Source organism: Prosthecobacter dejongeii (genome assembly GCF_014203045.1).
In the GTDB taxonomy this organism is placed as follows: Bacteria; Verrucomicrobiota; Verrucomicrobiia; order Verrucomicrobiales; family Verrucomicrobiaceae; genus Prosthecobacter; species Prosthecobacter dejongeii.
Genome location: NZ_JACHIF010000006.1, coordinates 329,279 through 350,980 on the forward strand (window position 1 = coordinate 329,279; position 21,702 = coordinate 350,980).

Consider the following 21,702-nt stretch of genomic DNA (forward strand, 5'->3'; position numbering starts at 1 on the left):
CATGCCTAACCAGCCTTTGTCCTTCCATCTTTCACTCTTGCGGCGCTTCTCATTGTTCGCTCGGTGGTCTGTTTTATTGTTATTAACGGTCGCTCCTCTGCAGGCTCACCATTTGCCTCCTGGTATGGAGGATGTGGATGAGTTCGAAGATGGAATGGCCTTCCTCGCTGGCGTGAGACATCCGTTGCTAGGTCTGGAGCACGGGCTATTCGCATTAACCGTGGGGGTTTTAGTGGCGACGGGCGGAAGATTTCGTTCTCAAGCCCTCGCGTTGACTTTTTTGGCAAGCCTTTTGGTCGGTGGTTGGGCAGGTGCCCAGGGGCTTGTTCTTTCAGGAGTTTCTTTGGGCAGCGCCTTGGCCTTTGCTAGCCCCTTACTTTTGTTCGCGAAGCGATACCGCCTTCATCCAGGTTATCCGCTGGCTGTCATTGCGTGTGTCTCCCTTTTGCAGGGGAATGCTCATGCACTAGCTTGGCCTTTGGAGACGGGTTTTACCGCCTACCTTGCCGGGCTGTTGTTGACCAGCTCCGTGCTAGCCTTCACAGGTTGGTTTGTCGCGCTCTGTACGCAGTCTCTGCGCCGTCCTGTCGCAGCTCTCTCTCATTGATCACCTGCCATGCATCTGTCCCCTCGTGAACAGGAAAAGCTGTTGATCGTTGTCGCCGCTGACGTGGCTCGTCGTCGCAGAGATCGTGGTGTGAAACTGAACTACCCAGAGACCATCGCCATCATCAGTGCAGAGATCATGGAAGGTGCGCGCGATGGGCGCAGCGTTTCAGATCTCATGAGCTATGGCACCACCATTGTGAAGCGCGACGAAGTCATGGAAGGCATCCCTGAAATGATCCACGAAGTCCAGGTGGAAGCCACCTTTCCCGATGGCACCAAACTGGTGACTGTTCACAACCCCGTGCGCTGACATGATCCCCGGAGAAATCATCCATCCTCAAGGTGTAGGCGACCTCAATGCCAATATCGGATTGGCCACGAAAAAGCTCGTGGTCGCTAACATGGGGGATCGTCCTGTCCAAGTCGGCAGCCACTTTCATTTTTATGAGGTGAATACTTTTCTCGATTTTGATCGTGCAGCCTCCCTCGGTTTTCGGCTGAACATTCCCGCAGGCACCGCCGTTCGTTTTGAACCCGGCGATACTCGCGAAGTCGAAGTCGTCGCCTTCGCCGGAAAACGCGAGGTTTATGGCCTCAACAACCTCGTGAATGGCCCCCTGCCCGTATGAAGATCACGCGTAAACAACACAGCAGCATGTTTGGCCCCACCGTGGGGGATCAGGTGCGGTTGGCAGACACGGAACTTTTTATTGAGGTCGAGCGTGACCTCATTGCGGAGAAAGGTGGCTACGGCAATGAGGTGAAATTTGGCGGCGGAAAAGTGATCCGCGATGGCATGGCCCAGTCCTGCTTGGCACTGGATGCGGACTGCCTGGATCTGGTCATTACCAATGCCACTATCCTGGACGCCGTGCAGGGAGTTATCAAAGCCGACATCGGGATCAAATATGGTCGCATCGTCGGCATTGGCCATGCGGGCAATCCCATGTTGCAAGATGGCATTGATATGGTCATTGGCGCAGGCACGGAAGTCATTGCTGGGGAGGGGTGCATCATCACCGCAGGGGGCATTGACACCCACATTCACTTCATCTGCCCGCAGCAGATTGACCATGCGCTGGCCAGCGGTGTCACCACCATGATTGGCGGCGGCACGGGCCCAGCTCACGGTACTTATGCCACCACTTGCACGCCCGGTATTTGGAACATGCATCGCATGCTGGAGGCGGCGGATGAGTACCCCATGAACCTCGGTTTTTTGGGCAAAGGCAACTGCTCCACACCAGGCCCGCTGCGGGAGCAAGTCCTCGCTGGAGCCATCGGCCTGAAGCTACACGAAGACTGGGGCACCACCCCGGCTGCCATTGATACCTGCCTGGGCGTGGCGGATGAGCTCGATGTCCAGGTGGCGATCCATACCGATACCCTCAACGAGGCCGGTTTTGTCGAAAGCACCCTCGCGGCCTTTAAGGGCCGCACCATCCACACTTACCACTCAGAAGGCGCAGGTGGCGGACATGCGCCTGACATCATCCGCGTGTGTGGCGAGGCCAATGTGTTGCCTTCTTCCACCAACCCGACTCGTCCTTTCACCGTGAATACGATTGATGAGCATCTCGACATGCTCATGGTCTGCCATCATCTTGATTCAAAGATCCCTGAAGACGTGGCGTTTGCGGAATCTCGCATCCGTCCCGAGACCATTGCTGCGGAGGATCTGCTGCATGATCTGGGGGCCATCTCTATGATGTCCAGTGACAGCCAGGCCATGGGCCGTCTCGGCGAGGTCATCACCCGCACTTGGCAGACAGCGCATAAAATGAAGGTCCAGTTTGGCAAACTGGAAGGGCCGGAGCACCAAGCCGCCGATAACTATCGCGCCCTGCGTTACGTGGCCAAGTACACCATCAATCCCGCCATCACTCATGGCATCTCCCATGAAGTGGGCAGCATCGAGGTGGGAAAACTGGCTGATCTCGTGGTCTGGAAACCCGCTTTTTTCGGGGTCAAACCCGAGGTCATTCTGAAGGGAGGACTCATCGCCATGGCGAACATGGGAGATCCCAATGCCAGCATCCCGACCCCGCAGCCGATGATGTATCGCCACCAATTCGCTGCCCATGGTCGGGCCAAGTTCAGCACCAGCCTCACCTTTGTTAGTCAGGCGGCTTTGCAGAGTGGAATTGTGAAAAAACTGGGTGTTTGCAAGACTCTCAGTGCGGTGAAAACCTGCCGCACTGTCAGCAAGCATGACATGCTTTGGAATAACTATCTGCCAAAGATCGAAGTGGACCCAGACACCTACACCGTGAAAGCTGATGGACGCGAGCTGCGCTGCGAACCCGCCAATGTCTTGCCCATGGCCCAACGTTACTTTTTGTTCTGATGATTTTGATTCAACGGATGCTCTCAGACACGCCGATGCGGCCTGTCACAGAGCAGATCGAGTTGCTCATTGAACGGCGGCTTTTTCTCAAGCGCCGCTGGCGCGGCGTGGCGGCGGATGGAACGGAGTTCGGCTTTGACCTGGAATCCAGGCTCCAGCATGGCAGCGTCATCCACCAGACGGAGACTGCGGAATACATCGTACGCCAGCAGCCGGAACTCGTGTATCAGCTTCAGCCAAGCACCCTGGAGGAAGCAGCCCTCATGGGCTGGAAGATCGGCAATCTTCATCTGGGTGTGCAGGTGGTGGATGGCGTCATTCGTATCACCCATGATGTGGCGGTGCTGCAGCTCTTTGAGCGGGAAGGCTGGGCCTTTGAAGAGATTGAAGTCGTCTTTAACCCCTTACGTGTCACTGCCCATGCTTCTTGAATGGCTGCCCTGGCTCTTGCAGGTGAACGACTCCCAGTTTCCTTCGGGAGCCTATGCGCATTCCATGGGGCTTGAAGAATTGGTGCAGCGGGGAGCGGTGAAAAATCCCGATCAATTGGAGACCTTCCTTCAGCAGCAAATCATTCCTGGACTGCTGGCTTTCGAACTGCCCTTTTTGGAGAAAGCACATGCCTTAGCGGCTTCGGGAGATCATGAGAATCTGCGCCTTCTGGATGAAGAGCTGGATGCGTGGAAACTCGCGGCGGAGCTCCGTCAGGCCAGCCGCCAGCTCGGCTCTCGCCGACTGTCTTTGGTGCAGAAGCTGGATCCAGATCCCTCCCTGGCAGCCTATGGGGAAAGTGGGGCTCCTTGTCACCACCTCATCGCCTGTGCATTAGAGCTGCGTCATCTACCTGTTGCCGCTGCGCTCTGTGCCTTTTCCCTTCAAAGCATCAGTGGTTATGCCATCAGTTCCATGAAGCTGATGAGGTTGGGGCAGGAGCGCTGCCAGCTCATCATTCGTGGAGCCATGATCTCTCTGGCCCCTCATTTGGAAGGCCTCATCGCCACCCCCGCCGAGCGCATCGGCTGGTTTAATCCACTTCTCGAAATCGCCTCTCTGCGACATGCGCGAGCGAACGAACGACTTTTCATTTCATGAGCAACCCACGTCCTCTCCGTATCGGCATCGGTGGCCCTGTCGGCTCCGGTAAAACCATGTGCGTCCTTCGCCTTTGTGAATGGCTGAAGGAGGAATACTCTCTGGCCGTCATCACGAATGATATCTATACCCGCGAGGATGCCGAGTTCCTCCTGCGCCAAAACATCCTGCCAGCAGATCGTGTCATGGGGGTGGAAACGGGCGGCTGCCCGCACACGGCCATCCGCGATGACATCAGCATGAACATGGCTGCCGTTATCGAGCTGGAAAAACGCCATCCTGATCTGCAATTGCTGCTCATCGAAAGTGGTGGGGACAATCTCTCCGCCACCTATTCGCCAGAACTGGCGGATGTATTTATCTTCGTCATTGATGTCGCCGAAGGAGACAAAATTCCTCGCAAGGGTGGCCCTGCCATCCGGAATAGCGATCTCCTCCTCATCAATAAAATTGATCTGGCTCCTTACGTCGGTGCTGACCTCGATGTGATGGCGCGGGATTCCAAACTCATGCGGGGTGACAAACCCTTCATCTTTGCCGATATGAAATCTGAGAAGGGGAAGGAAGAACTCATCGGTTGGCTCAAGCGCGATTACCTTTTCGTCTGACCTGGGCTTCGTCATCCACTCGCCATGCGCGGCCATCTTCATCTCACGGCTTCCTGCTATCCCGCAGGACAAACGTATCTGCGTGATCAATCGTTTCGTGCGCCGCTTCATCTGAGCAAACCTCATGAAGATGCCGGGGCCCTGGTGGTAAATATCGTCAATCCCACCGCCGGGATTTTTGATGGCGATGCCATTGAGATCAATGTGGCTGCCGAAACGGGAGCCTCGATCGTGCTCACCACCCCCAGTGCTAGCCGCGTCTATCGCTCGCGCAGTGGTGGCCCGGCCAAGGTGCACCAGACCTTTACGGTAGAGGCCGGGGCGTTTTTGGAATTTTACCCCGAGCCCTTCATTCCTCAGGCTGGAGCGCGTTATCAGCAGAAAACAGAGCTGCGGGTAGCCGCTGAGGGTCAGTTGCTCTATTTCGACTGGCTTTCTCCTGGCCGAGTCGCCAGTGGCGAGGTATTCCAGTATGCTGAGCTCCTTTGGGACTTGGATGTCTGGATGGGGGATAAATTAGCCGCCCGGGAGCGCTACCGACTTTCCCCGGAAGACCACAGTCTGCATTCGCTGCGCCTCATGCATCCCCAGGCCCATTATCTGAGTTGCTTTGTCCTGGGGGGAGGGGACCTGCCAGTGGCTGAACTGGAGGCGCTGAATAGCCCTGAGGTCTATTTGGGGCATGGGCCGCTCTCTACCGGGGGTTTTACGGTCAAAGTCGTGTGCCACGACAGCCTCAGCGCCCGTCGAACGCTGCAAGAGCTGCGCAAGATCCTTTATAAATCCCTGTCCAGGCAGGTGCCTAGCCTAGGGCGATACATGTGAATCGCGATTGATCGAGCATGGGGCATGACCTTGACCAAAATCCCCTTGCGCCCCCGGCCCATCCACCGGAAGTCTGACACTCCTTTTTCCCGACCATGCAAAGCCTTTGGAACGATACAGAAGCCGCCACCTTTGGAACCGACCTGCTGGGCCAGCGCGTCTATACCAGCCGCCTGCTCGGGCGCAATCCTGCCCTGGTACTCCATGGCGGTGGCAATACCTCCGTCAAAGTCACGGAGAAAGACTTCTTCGGTGACGAAGTGGAACTTTGCTACGTTAAGGGCAGTGGCTGGGACCTCGGCACCATTGAGCGCGAGGGTTTTTCCCCAGTCCGCCAGGAGGCCCTCATCAAGATGTCGAAACTCGCCACCATGAGCGATGCGGACATGGTCCTGCAGCAGCGGGCCGCGATGACTAACCCGAATGCGCCTGCGGCCAGCATTGAGGCCATCTTGCATGCCATCCTGCCTTTCCGTTTCGTGGATCACAGCCATGCCAACGCTATTTCAGCTTTGACCTGCCACGCAGACGGTGAAGCCCGCGTGAAAGAAGTATTTGGCAGCCGTGTCATCATCGTCCCCTATGTCATGCCAGGTTTCATTTTGGCAAAGACGGTGGCAGACCTGATCGCCGGGCGCGATCTGCGCGCCGAAGGCATCCAGGGTATGGTGCTGCTGAAGCATGGCCTTTTCACTTTCGACGACGATGCCCGCAAGAGCTATGAACTGCACATCGAGATGGTGACGCAGGCGGAAGAGTTCCTGGCGAAAAAGTCGGGGGCTCCTTTGGCCACAGGCGAAGCGGCGACAGATCTCAAGGCCCTCGCCAAACTGCGTCAGGTGGTTTCCCTGAAGCGCGGCGTTCCCCAGATCGCCCGCCTCAATGCCAGCGCTGAAGCTGTGGGCTACGCCAATTTACCCGCAGTGGCGGACTTTGGCACACGCGGGCCTCTGACACCAGATCACAGCATTCGCACCAAACGTGCTCCTGCTTTCATTGGTGAAGACATCGAGGCTTCCGTGCAAAAATTTGCCGACGACTACAAAGCCTATTTCGACCGCAACGCCAGTGGCCACACCATGCTGGATGCTGCGCCACGTTTTGCCATCTGGCCTAACCAAGGCGTGGTGAGCTTTGGCGATACCGTGAAGGATGCAAAGATCGTTGCGGATATTTCCGAGTCCACCCTGGCTACGGTGCAACTGGGCGAAGCGGTGGGGGGCTGGGAGCCTCTGCCTGAGAAAGACATCTTCGACATCGAATACTGGGAACTGGAGCAGGCTAAACTGCGCAAAGGCCCGGCTCGTAAGGTGCATCAGGGCAAAGTGGCCCTCGTCACCGGTTGTGCGGCAGGCATTGGCTTCGCTATTGCGGAGAGCCTCGCTGAGCAAGGGGCTCAGGTGGTGGGGCTCGACATTGATAAAGACATCCCTGAGATCATGCAGAAGATCGGCGGCATCGGTATCGTGGTGAACCTCACCGAAGACCAGCCCGTGCAGGACGCGATCGAGTTCGTGGTACGTGAGTTTGGCGGCATTGACATCGTGGTCAGCAATGCGGGCATTTTCCCGAAGAACGAGCATTTGGATGTCATGGCGCAGAACGATTGGGATCGCACTATCTCGATCAATCTCACCAGCCACCAGAAGCTGATGAACAAGGTGATCCCTTATGTGAAGCTGGGCCTGGATGCCAGCATCATCTTCGTGGGCAGCCGTAACTTCAAAGCCCCAGGCCCGGGTGCCTCGGCCTACTCTTGCAGTAAGGCGGCTCTCACGCAGCTCTGCCGCGTGGCCTCGCTAGAACTGGCTCCTTACCGGATCCGGGTGAACATTGTCCATCCAGATGCTGTTTTTGATACCAAACTCTGGACGCCAGAAGCCCTGCAACGCAGTGCTGAGCGTTACGGCATGACAGTGGACGAGTACAAAACAAAGAACCTCATGAAGGTGGAGATCAAGAGCAAAGACATTGGTAACATGGTGTCTGCCATGGCATCTCCGCTGTTTTCCAAAGTCACAGGTGCCCAGATCCCTGTGGATGGCGGCAATGACCGCGTGATCTGAAGATCCTTCGACTAAATTTGTTTGGCCCTGCAATCGTGCGGGGCCAGACTTTTTTATGGCAGGGTTTTCAGGAAGGCAGCATAGGCTTCGCCCAGTCCTGCTTCAAGGTTGACTCGAGGTTTCCAGCCCAGGCTTTGGATCAAATGAGAATCCAGCAGCTTGCGCGGCGTGCCGTCCGGTTTGGTAGTGTCGAAACGAAGTTCGCCCTTATAGCCTACGACACGTTTCACCGTCTGCGCCAGTTCGCCGATGCTGCATTCCTGGCCACTGCCCACATTGACCCAATCGGGTGGGGTATCGAGCTCAAGGAGGTGCAGACAGGCTTCGGCGAGGTCATCCACGTGCAGAAATTCGCGCAGTGGTGTGCCCGTGCCCCAGACGGTGACAGCTTCGGTTTGATTCACCTTGGCCTCATGAAAGCGACGCAGCAGCCCCGGAATGACGTGGGAATTGTCCGGGTGGTAGTTGTCGCCCGGCCCATAAAGATTTGTGGGCATGGCGGAGTGAAACATCACCCCATATTGGCTGCGGTAGTGCTGGCAAAGTTTCAGCCCAGCGATCTTGGCCAATGCGTAGGCTTCATTGGTGCCTTCGAGGGATCCGGTAAGCAGGCAGTCCTCCGGCATAGGCTGCGGGGCCAGACGGGGATAGATGCAGGAGCTGCCGAGAAAGAGCAGTCGTTTCACCCCCGACGCGTAAGCCCCATGGATGACATTGGCTGCCATCATGAGGTTGTCATAAATGAACTCGGCCGGGTAAGTGCTGTTGGCATGGATGCCCCCCACTTTAGCGGCGGCCAAGATGACGGTGTCGGGTTTGTTTTGGCCTAACCAAGTTTCCACATTGGCCTGCCGGCGCAGATCTAACTCCGCATGGGTTGCGGTGATGATGTCCTTGCCTCCACGTTCATGGAGGGCTCTGACCAAGGCGCTGCCCACCATGCCACGATGACCGGCGACGTAGATGCGGGAATCGAGAAAAGACATGGGCGGAAAAGTGAAAATCAGGCAGCGAGCAGCTTCTCTTTTTTAGCCAGATCCCAGTCGGCCTTCGCCATGATTTGGACAAGTTCAGCGAAAGTGACCTTGGGCTGCCAGCCCAACTCCCGGCGGGCTTTTTCTGGATTGCCAATGAGCAGTTCCACCTCTGCTGGGCGGTAGTAGTTTGGGTTCACCTTCACGCGTACAATGCCTTTTTCATCGCGGCCCACTTCGTTTTCGCCTTCGCCCTCAAAGGTCAGTGGCATGTCCACGGCTGCAAAACTGTGCTCGCAAAATTCGCGCACCGTGTGGGTTTCCTGAGTCGCGCAGACATAGTCGCCAGGCTGTTCTTGCTGGAGCATGCGCCACATCATCTCAGTATATTCAGGGGCGTAACCCCAGTCGCGCTGAGCTCCCAGATTACCCAGGGCCACATGCTCCTGCATACCTTCGCGGATGCGACCTGCGGCACGGGTGATCTTGCGTGTAACGAAGGTCTCGCCTCGGCGAGGAGATTCATGATTGAAGAGAATCCCATTGCTAGCATGCAGGCCGTAGGATTCACGATAGTTCACCACGATCCAGTAGCCGTACAGTTTCGCCACCCCATAAGGAGAGCGTGGATAAAAAGGGGTCTTTTCCGTTTGAGGGACTTCCTGGACGAGTCCGAAGAGTTCGCTGGTGGAGGCTTGGTAAAAACGAGCCCGTTTTTCGAGCCCCACTTCCTTGATGGAATCGAGAAATCGCAGAGTGCCCAGACCATCTACCTCAGCAGTGTACTCGGGAACTTCAAAGGAGACTTTGACATGGCTCTGTGCCGCGAGGTTATAGATTTCGTTAGGCCCAATTTTTTCCAATAGACGGTTCAGATTGCTCGAGTCTGTGAGATCTCCGTGATGAAGGAAGAGCCGCTGGTTGTAGATCTCGGGATCATTGAACAAGTGCTCGATACGTTGAGTATTGAAGTTCGAGGCGCGGCGGATCATGCCATGCACCGTGTAGCCCTTAGCCAAAAGTTGTTCGGCAAGGTAAGAACCATCCTGGCCTGTAATTCCGGTGATGAGGGCGATGGGCATGAGGGAGATAAGAGAAAATGAAGGAAGAGAATGGCTGAAACAACGGGGCTTGAGCGCCTATTCCGTTTAGCTTTTTCCGAGCGGTTTGCCGATGCTGTAAACGCGGAAGCCAATCTTCTCTAGCTTGGGCCTATCAAGGATGTTTCTCCCATCAAAGATCCAGGCGGGTTTGAGCATGTTTTCGTAAATGACCTCAAAGTCCAAGTCTTTAAAAGCATCCCACTCAGTGAGGACGAGGAGGGCGTGAGCCCCTTGGGAGGCCTCCTCGGCCGATGCGGCAAAGGTCACCCGTTGGTCTTCGAGGGAAAGGGATAGGTCTTTGCGAATCTGCTCGGCTTTCACCTTCGGATCGTGAATGGCTAGGTGAGCACGCTCTTCCAACAGGTCTTGGCAGACATAGATGGCCGCTGACTCGCGAGTGTCGTTGGTGTCTTTCTTGAAGGCAAAACCCAACACCGCAATGCGCTTGCCAGTGACGGTATTAAACAGCGTGCGGACGACACGTTCGGAGAAGCGATGTTTCTGCCAGTCATTCATGCGAATGACGTGGTCCCAGTAGGCGGCTACATCCGGCAGGCCGAAGTGTCCGCAGAGATAGACGAGATTCAGCACATCCTTTTGAAAGCAGGAACCGCCAAAACCCACGGACGCCTTGAGGAACTTCGGCCCGATGCGTGAATCCGTGCCGATGGCGCGGGCTACTTCATCCACATCCGCCCCGGTCGTCTCGCACAGAGCTGAGATGCTATTGATGGAGGAGATGCGCTGTGCCAGGAAGGCATTGGCCACGAGTTTGGACAACTCTGAAGACCAGAGATTGGTGGTGAGGATGCGCTCACGGGGCACCCAGTGGGCATAGACGCTGACTAAGGCTTCGATGGCGGCCTGTCCTTCAGGTGTGGTCTCACCACCGATGAGGATGCGGTCTGGATTACTCAGATCAGCCACCGCCGTTCCTTCCGCCAGGAACTCCGGATTTGATAGCACCTGATGTTTCAGCCCCTTGCCGTTGGAGGCGAGGATGCTGTGAATGGCCTCCGCTGTTTTCACCGGGATGGTGCTTTTTTCGACAATGATTTTCGGCTCATTCACCACCTCTGCAATGGTGCGAGCCACTGCCTCAACATAACGAAGGTCGGCAGCTTTGTCCGCGCCCAGGCCGAAGGTCTTGGTGGGCGTATTGACGCTAACGAAGATGATGTCTGCTGTCCGGATGGCATCTTCTACCCCAGTGGAGAAAAATAGATTTCGCCCGCGCGCTGAAGCGACAATTTCATCTAGGCCCGGCTCATAGATGGGCAGCTCATCGGAGTTCCACGCTTCGATGCGTGCCTGATTGAGATCCACCACTTCCACCCGAATGTTCGGGCATTTAGCGGCGATCATCGCCATCGTGGGACCACCGACATAACCAGCACCGATGCAGCAGATGTTCATTGGAAAAGTAAATAAAAATAAAGTTCGGCTGATAGGCCTCCTTATCAGGCCGCAACAATCGTCTTGAAGTAAGCGATGGTGCGATCCAGGCCCTCTTCCAGTGGCACTTTGGGTTCCCAGCCTAGGTGGCTTTTGGCGAGCGTGATGTCCGGGCGGCGCTGTTTTGGATCGTCGGAGGGCAGGGGATGGAAAGTGATCTTCGAGGGGCCTCCGACCTTTTTTAGCACTAGCTCGGCTAGCTGTAGCATGGTGAATTCACCCGGGTTTCCAATGTTGATGGGGCCCGTGTGACCGGTGGTTTCCATGAGGCGGACAAAGCCTTCGATGAGGTCATCCACGTAGCAGAAGCTACGGGTCTGGCTGCCATCTCCATAAATGGTGATGTTCTGGCCGCGGAGGGCCTGCACGATGAAGTTAGAGACGACACGGCCATCGTCTGGCAGCATGCGAGGGCCGTAGGTGTTGAAAATGCGCACCACGCGAATGTCCACGCCGTTTTGGCGGTGATAGTCAAAGAAGAGGGTCTCTGCCACGCGCTTACCTTCATCGTAGCAGGAGCGGATGCCGATGGGGTTGACGTGGCCCCAGTAGCTTTCGGGCTGAGGGTGGATTTCAGGGTCGCCATAGACCTCGGAAGTGGAGGCCTGGAAAACACGGGCGCGAGTGCGTTTAGCCAAACCAAGAACATTGATTGCTCCCATGACGGAGGTCTTGATGGTCTTGATGGCGTTGTATTGATAATGAGGAGGCGATGCCGGGCAGGCGAGGTTGTAGATGCGGTCCACCTCGGCCTTGAATGGATCAATCACATCATGGCGAAAGAGCTCGAAATTCGGGTTGGGGAGCAGATGCGCAATGTTGGCTTTGCGGCCGGTGAAGAAGTTATCCATGCATAGGATATCGTGGCCTTCATTCAGGAGCCGTTCGCAGAGATGGGAGCCGAGGAAACCGGCGCCGCCGGTGATGAGGATACGCATGAGGCTGGGGTAGATGGGGCAGGCTGGCTAGTCAAGTCACAGCCACGACTTCCATAAGCAGAGAGAGGAGAAGACGAGGGCATGAAAAACCCACGCAGTTGCCTGCGTGGGTTAAGTTTAACCTGAAGTGTGGAAGGGAAATTAATCCTCCCCGCTGGCAGCGAGCTGGGCGATGACGCTCAGGTCTTCCAGGGTGGTGGTATCGCCTTTGATGACTTCGCCGGCGGCGATTTGCTTCAGCAGGCGACGCATAATCTTGCCAGAGCGAGTCTTCGGCAGAGCGGCGGCAAAGCGGACTTCATCTGGGGTGGCGACGGGGCCGATGACTTTACGGACGTGTTTTTTGAGCTCGTCTGCGAGCTCGCGACCGGTGGCCATGCCTTCCTTGACGGTGACAAAGCAGACGACGCCCTGGCCTTTCATTTCATCTGGGCGGCCCACGACGGCAGCCTCAGCCACGGCAGGGTGGGAGACGAGGGCGCTTTCCACTTCGGCAGTGCCGAGGCGGTGACCTGCGACATTGAGCACGTCGTCAATACGGCCAATGATCCAGATATAACCGTCCTTGTCACGGCGTGCTCCATCGCCTGCGAAATACCAGCCTTCAAATTCACTCCAGTAGGTTTCCTGGTAGCGTTTCTTATCGCCCCAGATGCCGCGCAGCATGGAAGGCCAAGGTTTGCGGATGACGAGTTTGCCCTGTTCATCCTTGCCCACTTCTTTGCCGAGGTCATCCACGATGGCGACATCCACACCGAAGAAGGGCAGGGTGGCGGTGCCAGGTTTGGTGGGGGTGGCACCAGGGATGGGGGTGATCATGTGGCCGCCAGTTTCGGTCTGCCACCAGGTGTCCACGATGGGGCACTTGCCACCGCCGACTTGGGTATGATACCACATCCAGGCTTCAGGGTTGATAGGCTCACCGACGGTGCCCAGAAGGCGGAGGCTAGAGAGATCCCATTTTTTCAGCCACTCATCACCCCATTTCATGAAGGCACGGATGGCCGTCGGAGCAGTGTAAAATACGGTGACGGCGTATTCCTCGATGATCTTCCAGAAGCGGTCGTTTTCCGGCCAGTTCGGCGCGCCTTCATACATAAGGGAGGTGGCACCGAGGGAAAGAGGACCATAGACCATGTAGCTGTGACCTGTGACCCAGCCGACATCGGCTGTGCACCAATACACATCGTCATCGCGGAGGTCGAAGACGTATTTGCAGGTCATCTCAGCGTGCAGGAGGTAGCCTGCGGTGCTGTGCAGAATCCCCTTGGGCTTGCCCGTGCTGCCGCTGGTATAGAGAATGAACAGAGGGGTTTCAGAATCCAGGACGGCGGCAGGGCAGTGAGCGTCCACGTATTCCAGTTCGCGGTGCCACCAGACATCGCGGCCTTCCTCGATGTGGACGTCCTGCCCCGTGCGGCGGAAGACGATGACGGTTTCCACAGGCGTATCGCCACCTTTGAGGGCATCGTCCACGTTCTTCTTGAGCGGGACCACGGCGCCGCGGCGGTAGCCACCATCAGAGGTGATGACGATTTTGGCTCCGCAATCGAGCACACGGTCCTTGATGCTTTCTGCGCTGAAACCGCCGAACACCACACTGTGGATGGCACCGATGCGGGTACAAGCCAGCATAGCGATGGCTGCCTCTGGAATCATCGGCAGGTAGATCATCACGCGGTCACCCTTTTTCACCTTGTTGCGCTTCAGTACATTGGCAAAGCGGCAGACTTCGCGGTGAAGCTGCTGGTAGGTGAGCACGCGTTTTTCACCGGGTTCACCTTCCCAGATGAGGGCGGCTTTGGTTTTGTTAGGCCCCACCAGGTGGCGGTCCAGGCAGTTTTCGCTGACGTTGAGTTTGCCACCCACGAACCACTTCGCATTCGGGCACTTCCACTCCATGACCTTGGTGTAGGGCTTCTGCCACTGCAGTTCTTTCGCCTCGCGGCCAAAGAATTTATCCGGATGCTTGATGGACTCCTCATACATGCGGCGATATTCCGCCATGCTGCCGACGCGGGCTTTTTTGGAAAATTCTGCGCTGGGTTTGAAAACGCGATTTTCCGTCATGATCGTCTGGGATTTACCGGCAGACTTTTTGGCAGCGGCTTTCTTGGGGGCGGGCTTGGCAGCTTTCTTCTTGCTCATGGGGTGGGGTTGAAACGGACGAATTAAACGCAGGAAACTCCAGGCTACATGCAGCAAACCTATGCTGGCAATACTGGATTGGTGGAATCCGACTCAGGAAAACAGGGAGTTTTAGGGCATGGCAGTAGGGATGAGCCGCCCGAGGGTGGCATGAAAGCATGAAATCCGGTGATTCCAGTATTCCTGCGAGATTTGAAGCCCTCTCTTGCGAATGTGGAATCCAGGCCTAACCTGATCGCCCTTTTTCCCCAAACCAAAAACAAAACAACCATGAGCAACCTCAAGCACGTCGCAGTCGTCGGCGCCACCGGAGCGGTGGGGGTGGAAATGCTTCGCTGTCTGGAACAGCGGAATTTCCCCGTCGGCCAACTCACCCTTCTCGCCAGCGCACGCAGCGCCGGTAAGACGATGAAATTCAAAGGTGAAGACGTGACCATCAAGGAACTGACCCCGGAGAGCTTTGCCGGTGTGGACATCGCGCTGTTCAGCGCCGGTGGCGGCATTTCGCGCGACTTCGCCCCGCATGCGGTGAAGGCAGGAGCCGTGGTGGTGGATAACTCCTCCTTCTTCCGTCAAGACCCCACCGTGCCTCTCGTGGTCCCAGAGATCAATGCGGCGGATGCGAAGAATCACAAGGGCATCATTGCGAACCCGAACTGCACGACGGCCATCTCTCTGATGGCACTGTATCCTCTGCACCAGGCCTTTGGCGTGAAGCGCATCTTTGCCTCCAGCTACCAGGCTGTTTCCGGCACCGGCGCACAGGCCATCGAGGAACTGGCAAACCAGTCGCGCGAATGGGCCGCTGAAAACCGTGCCTGGGACGCAGCGAAGCTGGACTCCCAGCCGCATGTGTATCCGCACCAGATCGCCTTCAACGCAATCCCGCATGTGGATTCGTTCCTGGACAGTGGCTACACGAAGGAAGAGATGAAGATGGAAAACGAGGGGCGCAAGATCATGCACCACCCGGATTTCCGAGCTTCTGTCACCTGTGTGCGCATCCCCGTCTTCCGTGCGCACAGCATCGCCATCAGCGCTGAGTTTGAAAAGCCGGTGACCGTGGAGGCTGCCCGTGAGGTGCTTTCCAAGGCCCCCGGCCTGGATGTGCTGGATGATCCGGCTAACAAACAGTATCCCTTGGCTCTCGACATCGCTGGCCGTGACAATTGCGCCGTGGGTCGTCTGCGTTTGGACTGTGCTTTGGACAATGGCCTGGCCTTCTGGGTCGTCGGCGACCAGCTCCTGAAAGGCGCGGCGCTGAACGCGGTGCAGATCGCGGAGTGTTTGGTCTGATAACTTTGAGTTAACCCGAGTTTTGACTCCTTTCGAGGCGCACCGGATTCTGTCTGGTGCGCCTTTTTTCTGCATTATGGCATCTGCCGCCGGGCCGAGATCCAGGGTCGATGCTCGGCGGTGATGTCGCGGCGAGGAAGAATGGCCGCGCGCAGAGTTTCCAGAACAGTCTGAGGATCGCAGCCGTAGAGCCCGGCTCCCCAGCAGGGGTTGGCTTCAATGATGGCCCAGGTGCCTGTATCCAGACGACCGACATCCAGCGTGCAGGCCGGAGGCAGCTTGATCCGATCATCCCCGAGGACTTGACCAGCGAAGTCTCGCGCTTCGGCCTCTTCATCGGGGAGGAATAGCCACTCACCCTGCTCATCGTGAGCCAGGGCATCCTCTCGCCAATACGGGCTCAATGTTACGATTTCACGGGCGCGGATGAAGCATCGGACTTCCAGGCGGAAATCCACAACCCCGGACCGAAGAACCGGGATGTCAGCGTCCACTTGGTCGTCGCCCGGCAAAGCGTTGCCTGACTCATAGACTTTGGGATCGAAAATCTTACCATCGGCAGGTTTAACAAAAGCTTTGGTGGCGAAGGCGCGAGCCCTTGCCAGAGGCATGATCTCAATGTCACGCTGGAGGTACTCACGGGGCACCGAGGTCAGCCAGTCAATGGCAGGCTCCAGGATAACTAGGCCTAGTTGATCTGCGACCGCTTCTGCAAAGAGCGGTTCTCCATAAATGACGATGGGGCGATCTGTTCCTACCAATTCCTCCGGCACACGCCAACCTTGGATGCGCTGCGCAGACCAGCCCAACGCAAGCGCGGCCTTCCACATGGAGATGGAGTCTTCAGTGATGCGTGGGGCTAGGAGGAGCAATGGGGCTGAGGAGTTCATAAGGCAGGTAATATAAAAAAAGGCCTCCGGATGCGAGCATCACGGAGGCCGATTTGAGTGAGGGTGAAACTTAACTCACGGCGGCCAGGAGCTTTGGCAGGAGGTCGGAGATCTTGACGCGTTCCTGCTCGCCGCCGTCGCGGTGGCGGAGGGTGACGGTGTCTTGAAGCTCAGGGCCTTTTTCGCCGAGGGTTTCGAAGTCAATGGTGATGCCGAAGGGCGTGCCGACTTCGTCCTGGCGGGCGTAGCGGCGACCGATGGCGGCGGTCTCATCGTAGAAGCAGTTCATGTGCTTTTTGAGGAGCGAATAAACTTCGCGGGCTTTGGCGACGAGCTCGGGCTTGTTCTTCAGGAGGGGGAAGACGCCGACTTTGATCGGGGCCACACGAGGATGCAGGCGCAAGTAGGTGCGGTTTTCCACCTTGCCGTTTACATCGGCTTTTTCTTCCTCAACAAAGGCATTGGCGATGATGGCCAGGGCCATGCGGTCGAGGCCGGCGGAGGGCTCGATGACGTGAGGAACATAGTTGCCTTTGAAGAGACGTTCGAACCAGGCGCGGACATCGGCTTCCGGCATCGGTTCGCCTTTGACCTTCGCCTGCTCGGCAGCGAGGCGCTTCTGGACCAGGGCTTCCTTCTGCTCGTCGGTGAGCTTGGCGGCGGCGTTCTTCAGCTCTTCGTCGAAGACTTCCTGGGTCTTGCCACTGGCGGTCTGGTGGGCCGTCAAATCGAAGGCACCACGGGCGGCGATGCCCTCAAGTTCTTCGGTGCCGAAAGGGAAATCACACAGGATGTCCACGCAGGCGCGGGCATAGTGGGCGAGATCGTCCTTCGTCTGCCAGTAGTATTCCAGCACGCCACCGAGGCCGATGCCTTCATAGAATTTCGTGCGCTGATCCACCCAATAACGGTGCCAGAGATCCCAGCCCCAGTTGGGCTGCGGTTCGCTGAGGTCAGCGCCCTCGCTCCACTGAGCGACTTCGCCGCTGATGATTTCGACGGCTTCATCAGGCTTGATGAAAAACTCGAGCTCCATCTGCTCGAACTCGCGGCTGCGGAAGGTGAAGTTCTTGGGGGTGACTTCGTTGCGGAAGGCCTTGCCGATCTGGCAAACGCCGAAGGGGACCTTCATGCGGCTGGAGTCGAAGACGTTCTTGAACTGGGCAAAGATGGCCTGGGCGGTCTCTGGGCGCAGGTAGGTCACGTCGTCCTCGGTCGCTGTGGGGCCGAGGTAAGTCTTGAGCATGAGGTTAAAGGGACGCGCCGGGCCCAGGGCTCCGCCGGTTTCCGGATGGAAGTCCACGCTGCCTTCGATGGTGTCGCCTTTGGCTTCGCCTAACAAATTGATCTCTTCCACTTTGCCTGCGGCTTCACCAGCATTGGAAGCAATGAGAGTGCGGACGCGCTTGCGAAAGCTTTCGATGTGCTCGCCCTTTTTCATGAGGACGGAGATCACTCGGTCTAGCTTCCAGCCTGCCGGGGCTTCGGCACCGGTGTAGTTCATGACCACGCCTTCCTGCGGTTCCACGTGGTCGGCACGGACGCGCTTGTTGGTGAGGGAACATTCGCGCATGAGATCCGCAAAGGTGTCCACATGGCCGCTGGCCTTCCAGATGGCAGGGTTCATGAGGATGCTGGCATCCAGGCCGAGGACGTCTTCACGCTCGCGGGTCATGGCATTCCACCAGGCGGTGCGCAGGTTGCGCTTCAGTTCGGCACCCAGCGGGCCGTAGTCCCAGACACCGCCACAGCCGCCGTAGATCTCGCTGCTTTGGAAGATGAAACCGCGGCGCTTGCAAAGAGAGACGATTTTCTCCATGAGGGCGGTGTTATTCTTAACGTCGGTGGACATAGGATGGTGTGCGGATGGCTGATTGACAAATGTTGTACTGAATCCTGGCTGGACCCGATTCAACAAGGGGCGCGTAAGGAGCGCTGGAGCCGCCATTTCGCAAGGGAAAGGTGGCATTCTTAGCGTCCTTCTGCATTCTTTGGGGATCTCCTCAAGTCCCCTCCATGCGCGCCATCATCCAACGTTCCAAACAAGCCACCGTCACCATCGAAGGGGAGGTGAAAGCCAGCATTCCTCTAGGCCTCGTGGTCTTGCTGGGCGTGGAGCATGAAGACACGCAGGAGGATGCAGATTGGCTGGCCAGCAAGATCGTCCAGATGCGCATCTTTGGCGATGCTGAGGGCAAGATGAACTTGAGTGTGAAGGATGTGGGGGGCGAGGTTCTGGTGGTGAGTCAGTTCACCCTGCATGCTAGCACGAAGAAGGGAAATCGCCCCAGCTTCATCCGGGCCGCGCGGCCTGAGGGGGCCATCCCGCTCTACGAATACTTCAAGTCTGCGCTGGCGAAAGAGGTGCCGGTGCAGTGTGGCGTTTTCGGCGCGGATATGCAGGTGGCCTTGATAAATGACGGTCCGGTAACGATTTGGATAGACTCGAAAGCCAAGGAATAACCTATAATAATGCAAAAAAAGTCACTTTCGGGTTGCGCAGAGTTGGGTTGCGCTCAATTTCCACCTTCCCCCCATTACCAAGATCACTTTCCCTATGCGCCGCCGCTCCAACCCACTCTCTGAACGCAACATTAAACGCATTGATACCCGTAACGATGCCTCCAAGCAGACGCACGGCTTTCAGGTCTGCATTTCGAGAAACGGTTCCCTCCACACCAAGCATTTCTCCGATAGCCTTTATGGCGGCACCAAAGGCGCTCTGAAAGTGGCTCGTGAGTATCGCGACCAACTTCTGGGTGAAATGCCAGAGATCGAAGCGAGCCGCATCGCTCACACGACCAATGCGAAGAACAAGAGCGGCCATGTCGGTATCTCTTATCGCAAATACAAAACTGCTAAGGGTAAGGTGACCCGTCTCATTGCCGTTTCCGTGCGTGCTGAAAAGGGCAAGACCGTCTCCAAGGTCTATCGTTATACCAAGGAAACTCACGACGAAGTGCTGGCCGAGGCCATCTCCTTCCGCGAGGAGTTGCTGCAGCAGCGCCTCAGCCGTGAAGGTGGCATCACCGGCATCGTCAAGGCCAAGGCTCCTAAGGGCGCTAAGAAAGCAGCGGCTCCTGTGAAAGCAGCCCCTGCGAAGAAGGCCGCCAAAAAGGCTGCTCCAGCGAAAAAATCCGCTCCTGCGAAGAAGGCCGCTCCAGCGAAGAAAGCTCCGGCTAAAAAAGCCCCCGCGAAAAAAGCGGCTCCTGCCAAGAAGGTGGCTCCTGTGGCCAAAAAGGCCGTGAAGAAAGCTGCCGCTCCTGTGGCTAAGAAAGCCGCCAAAAAGGCTACTAAGAAGGCTAAGCGTTAATTGCCGAACCAAATTTGAAACGGGATGGATGCCTATCGGGTGTCCATCCCTTTTTGTTGAATCGGGCGTTAGGCCTTGGCTCGTTTGGGCAGACGGAGTTCAAACTGGGCTCCCCGACCCTGTGGCTGGGTGAAGATGAGATCACCTCCCAATTCACGTGCCAGTTGGCGGCTGAGCGCCAGACCTAGGCCCACACCTGGGGCACTGTGGGCGGCCTCAGTGGCGGATTTGCTAAAGGGCTGAAACAGGCGCTTTCGCTGCATCTCAGGGAGACCTGGGCCGTAATCTCGGAAGATGAAACGCAGGGCAGAGTTTTCATCTTGGATCGCCAGGTCTAACTTCCTCGGCTCGCTGTCAGGGGCTGCATACTTGCAGGCATTGTCCGTCAGGTTGAAAAGGATCTGCTCCACCGCCATGGCATCCACGCAGATGAGGCAGGCAAGGGCGTTGGAAGAGGGCTGCACTTCCAGAGTTAAATCCACGGGCTGCGTCCGCTGGCGGAGGCGTGGGAGGATGCGATCCAGCAGGGCCTCCACACTTATTTTCTCCATACGCCCGGCCGTGCGCCCGCGCTCGATCCGGGAGTAAGCGAGGACATTTTCCACCAAATGCATGAGGCGGGTGGACTCATCACACAGGGTCTGGAGGTAGCTGCGGCGCTGGGCGGCATCGGGCACCATGTCATCTGCCAGCATTTCGGAATACAGGCGAAAGGTGGTCAGAGGGGTCCGCAGCTCATGCGTCACGGCGGAGACAAAGGCACCCCGGCGTTCGCTGAGGAGAACAGCGCGGTGAAGGACAAAAGCAATGGCAAGCGCGGCCACAATCAGGCAGGTCCAGGCAACGACCAAAGCCGATTTCAATGGAGAGCTCGTTTCGACGGCGAGCATGGGGATTCTGCCTGTGATCAGTTTCACAGGCAGCGTCACCAGGGCGGTGGCATCTGTACGTGCAATGTCTGGCGCGACTGGAAGCAGAGTGGCCTCAGGCAGGAGATCACGAATGGTGTCGAGCAACCGTGACTGGAGCAACGCCCAGTCAAGCCACACCCCCTGCAGCCGGGGCATTTCTTCGACTGTGGCCTGGCGCACGAGCAATAATTCGTTTTCGACCCAAAGTGGCTGCAAGTCACCAGCAAGAGTCGGGAGAGACTGGCGGGTGAGTGCCGCTGAGGGATCGGTGGAACGCTCCTGCTGGTAGCGCCGCGTCACTTCTCCCAAAGTTGAGTCTGATCCCACACTTGATCGGTTAGGTGCAGTAGCTGCTATGTCGGCCCCTTCCTTCGTAGTTTTGCTGCTGGGCAGTGGGGCTGCTTTTTTGAGTTGAGGTTTGGGGAGTTCCTTTTTTTCCAAGTTAATGTTGTTATCCAAGATCAGGGCCCGCTGAGACTGCTCTGTGGCATTGGCTACACTTTGGGGGTCGAGATCGAGGGTTTTAGACGCCGATTTGAGGCTTTCTTTGGGGGCGTTTTCGAGTGATTGGCTTTTGATTTCGATCACTGGAGTCGCACTCACCGTCGGCGCTTTTTGGATATCAGGGTGTTTTTCCAGAAGGCTATCCAGACGGGCCAATTTTTTAGCGGCGATGCTGGTTTGCGGATTCAGCGTGTACCAACTTGTGGCGAGTTCTTTTTGCTTTCCCATCGGCGCTTGGGGGCTGCTCAGCGTGGGCTGGTCCGGCATCTTTTCAAAGTGCAGTTGGACGAGGTCTGGCAAACTGCCAAAGAGGGGAGAAGGCATGAGCGCCCGTCCTTTGGGGATGCTCTCTGTTCGACTGGCAAAGAGATCATCTGGCGCGTAGAAAGCCTGGTAATGATAAGCTGGGCGGGCGTTTTCGCGGATCAAAAGGGCGCTGGCCAGTGAATCCATGCGCCAGAGAGCCAGGCGTACTTTTTCCTGAACTTGGGCATCCTCCGCCGTGTGGCGGCGCTGCGCCTCCATGCTGAGCATGCGCAGGCTGATCCAGCCCATCGCCCCGGTAAAAACCAGCAGGCAAAGGGTGAATAGGAACCAGCGGAGAAGGGAGCGCATGCTTTTAG

General features: G+C 57.0%; 20 protein-coding genes. 12 read left to right on the forward strand and 8 right to left on the reverse strand.

What is annotated here, in order from left to right; all coding sequences use genetic code 11:
- The first annotated feature begins 1 nt into the window (after position 1).
- From HNQ64_RS15560 to HNQ64_RS15600, 9 genes are all read left to right on the forward strand, one after another.
- Positions 2-607 (forward strand): HupE/UreJ family protein, encoded by a 606-nt coding sequence (locus HNQ64_RS15560; RefSeq protein WP_184210224.1) that lies wholly within the window; start codon positions 2-4, stop codon positions 605-607.
- A 9-nt stretch (positions 608-616) separates the two neighbouring features.
- Entirely contained in the window at positions 617-919 is a 303-nt protein-coding gene (locus HNQ64_RS15565) for an urease subunit gamma (RefSeq protein ID WP_184210226.1), read from the forward strand.
- Between the two features lies 1 nt (position 920).
- On the forward strand, positions 921-1,238 hold the full coding sequence (locus HNQ64_RS15570) for an urease subunit beta (RefSeq protein WP_184210228.1): 318 nt from the start codon (positions 921-923) through the stop codon (positions 1,236-1,238).
- Entirely contained in the window at positions 1,235-2,956 is a 1,722-nt protein-coding gene (gene ureC / locus HNQ64_RS15575) for an urease subunit alpha (RefSeq protein ID WP_184210230.1), read from the forward strand. The genes HNQ64_RS15570 and ureC overlap by 4 nt, the downstream gene beginning before the upstream one ends.
- Positions 2,956-3,387, forward strand: a complete 432-nt coding sequence (locus HNQ64_RS15580) for an urease accessory protein UreE (RefSeq protein ID WP_184210231.1) — start codon at positions 2,956-2,958, stop codon at positions 3,385-3,387. The genes ureC and HNQ64_RS15580 overlap by 1 nt, the downstream gene beginning before the upstream one ends.
- On the forward strand, positions 3,377-4,048 hold the full coding sequence (locus tag HNQ64_RS15585) for an urease accessory protein UreF (RefSeq protein WP_184210233.1): 672 nt from the start codon (positions 3,377-3,379) through the stop codon (positions 4,046-4,048). Before HNQ64_RS15580 ends, HNQ64_RS15585 begins: the two co-directional genes overlap by 11 nt.
- Entirely contained in the window at positions 4,045-4,656 is a 612-nt protein-coding gene (ureG, locus tag HNQ64_RS15590; protein ID WP_184210235.1) for an urease accessory protein UreG, read from the forward strand. The genes HNQ64_RS15585 and ureG overlap by 4 nt, the downstream gene beginning before the upstream one ends.
- 24 nt (positions 4,657-4,680) lie before the next feature.
- On the forward strand, positions 4,681-5,481 hold the full coding sequence (locus tag HNQ64_RS15595) for an urease accessory protein UreD (RefSeq protein ID WP_184210237.1): 801 nt from the start codon (positions 4,681-4,683) through the stop codon (positions 5,479-5,481).
- A gap of 95 nt (positions 5,482-5,576) precedes the next feature.
- Positions 5,577-7,547, forward strand: coding sequence for a bifunctional aldolase/short-chain dehydrogenase (locus HNQ64_RS15600; protein ID WP_184210239.1), 1,971 nt, complete (start codon positions 5,577-5,579; stop codon positions 7,545-7,547).
- A gap of 53 nt (positions 7,548-7,600) precedes the next feature.
- Here the strand turns inward: HNQ64_RS15600 and HNQ64_RS15605 are convergent, their stop codons facing one another.
- The 5 genes from HNQ64_RS15605 to acs form a co-directional block, all read right to left on the reverse strand.
- On the reverse strand, positions 7,601-8,533 hold the full coding sequence (locus tag HNQ64_RS15605; RefSeq protein ID WP_184210241.1) for a GDP-L-fucose synthase family protein: 933 nt from the start codon (positions 8,531-8,533) through the stop codon (positions 7,601-7,603).
- Between the two features lie 17 nt (positions 8,534-8,550).
- On the reverse strand, positions 8,551-9,603 hold the full coding sequence (gmd, locus tag HNQ64_RS15610) for a GDP-mannose 4,6-dehydratase (protein ID WP_184210243.1): 1,053 nt from the start codon (positions 9,601-9,603) through the stop codon (positions 8,551-8,553).
- A 66-nt stretch (positions 9,604-9,669) separates the two neighbouring features.
- A complete protein-coding gene (locus HNQ64_RS15615) occupies positions 9,670-11,040 on the reverse strand; it encodes a UDP-glucose 6-dehydrogenase (protein ID WP_184210245.1) in 1,371 nt (456 codons plus the stop codon).
- Between the two features lie 44 nt (positions 11,041-11,084).
- Complete coding sequence (locus tag HNQ64_RS15620) at positions 11,085-12,017, reverse strand: UDP-glucuronic acid decarboxylase family protein (RefSeq protein ID WP_184210247.1); 933 nt, start codon at positions 12,015-12,017, stop codon at positions 11,085-11,087.
- A gap of 141 nt (positions 12,018-12,158) precedes the next feature.
- On the reverse strand, positions 12,159-14,087 hold the full coding sequence (gene acs / locus HNQ64_RS15625) for an acetate--CoA ligase (RefSeq protein WP_343075902.1): 1,929 nt from the start codon (positions 14,085-14,087) through the stop codon (positions 12,159-12,161).
- Between the two features lie 348 nt (positions 14,088-14,435).
- On the opposite strand from acs, the gene HNQ64_RS15630 reads away from it, so the two are divergent.
- Positions 14,436-15,461, forward strand: coding sequence for an aspartate-semialdehyde dehydrogenase (locus tag HNQ64_RS15630; protein ID WP_184210251.1), 1,026 nt, complete (start codon positions 14,436-14,438; stop codon positions 15,459-15,461).
- Between the two features lie 74 nt (positions 15,462-15,535).
- Here the strand turns inward: HNQ64_RS15630 and HNQ64_RS15635 are convergent, their stop codons facing one another.
- On the reverse strand, positions 15,536-16,351 hold the full coding sequence (locus HNQ64_RS15635; RefSeq protein ID WP_184210253.1) for an ATP-grasp domain-containing protein: 816 nt from the start codon (positions 16,349-16,351) through the stop codon (positions 15,536-15,538).
- 70 nt (positions 16,352-16,421) lie between these two features.
- Positions 16,422-18,203, reverse strand: a complete 1,782-nt coding sequence (locus tag HNQ64_RS15640) for a glycine--tRNA ligase (protein WP_184210255.1) — start codon at positions 18,201-18,203, stop codon at positions 16,422-16,424.
- Between the two features lie 164 nt (positions 18,204-18,367).
- Here HNQ64_RS15640 and dtd point away from each other — a divergent pair, with 164 nt between their 5' ends.
- Positions 18,368-18,814, forward strand: coding sequence for a D-aminoacyl-tRNA deacylase (dtd, locus tag HNQ64_RS15645; RefSeq protein ID WP_184210257.1), 447 nt, complete (start codon positions 18,368-18,370; stop codon positions 18,812-18,814).
- 94 nt (positions 18,815-18,908) lie between these two features.
- Positions 18,909-19,664 carry a hypothetical protein gene (locus HNQ64_RS15650; RefSeq protein ID WP_184210259.1) on the forward strand — a complete coding sequence of 252 codons (756 nt, stop codon included), beginning with the start codon at positions 18,909-18,911 and terminating at the stop codon, positions 19,662-19,664.
- 68 nt (positions 19,665-19,732) lie between these two features.
- On the opposite strand, the gene HNQ64_RS15655 is transcribed toward HNQ64_RS15650, so the two are convergent.
- Positions 19,733-21,694: a sensor histidine kinase gene (locus HNQ64_RS15655; RefSeq protein WP_184210262.1), complete on the reverse strand. Its 1,962-nt coding sequence runs from the start codon at positions 21,692-21,694 to the stop codon at positions 19,733-19,735.
- Positions 21,695-21,702: the final 8 nt, after the last annotated feature.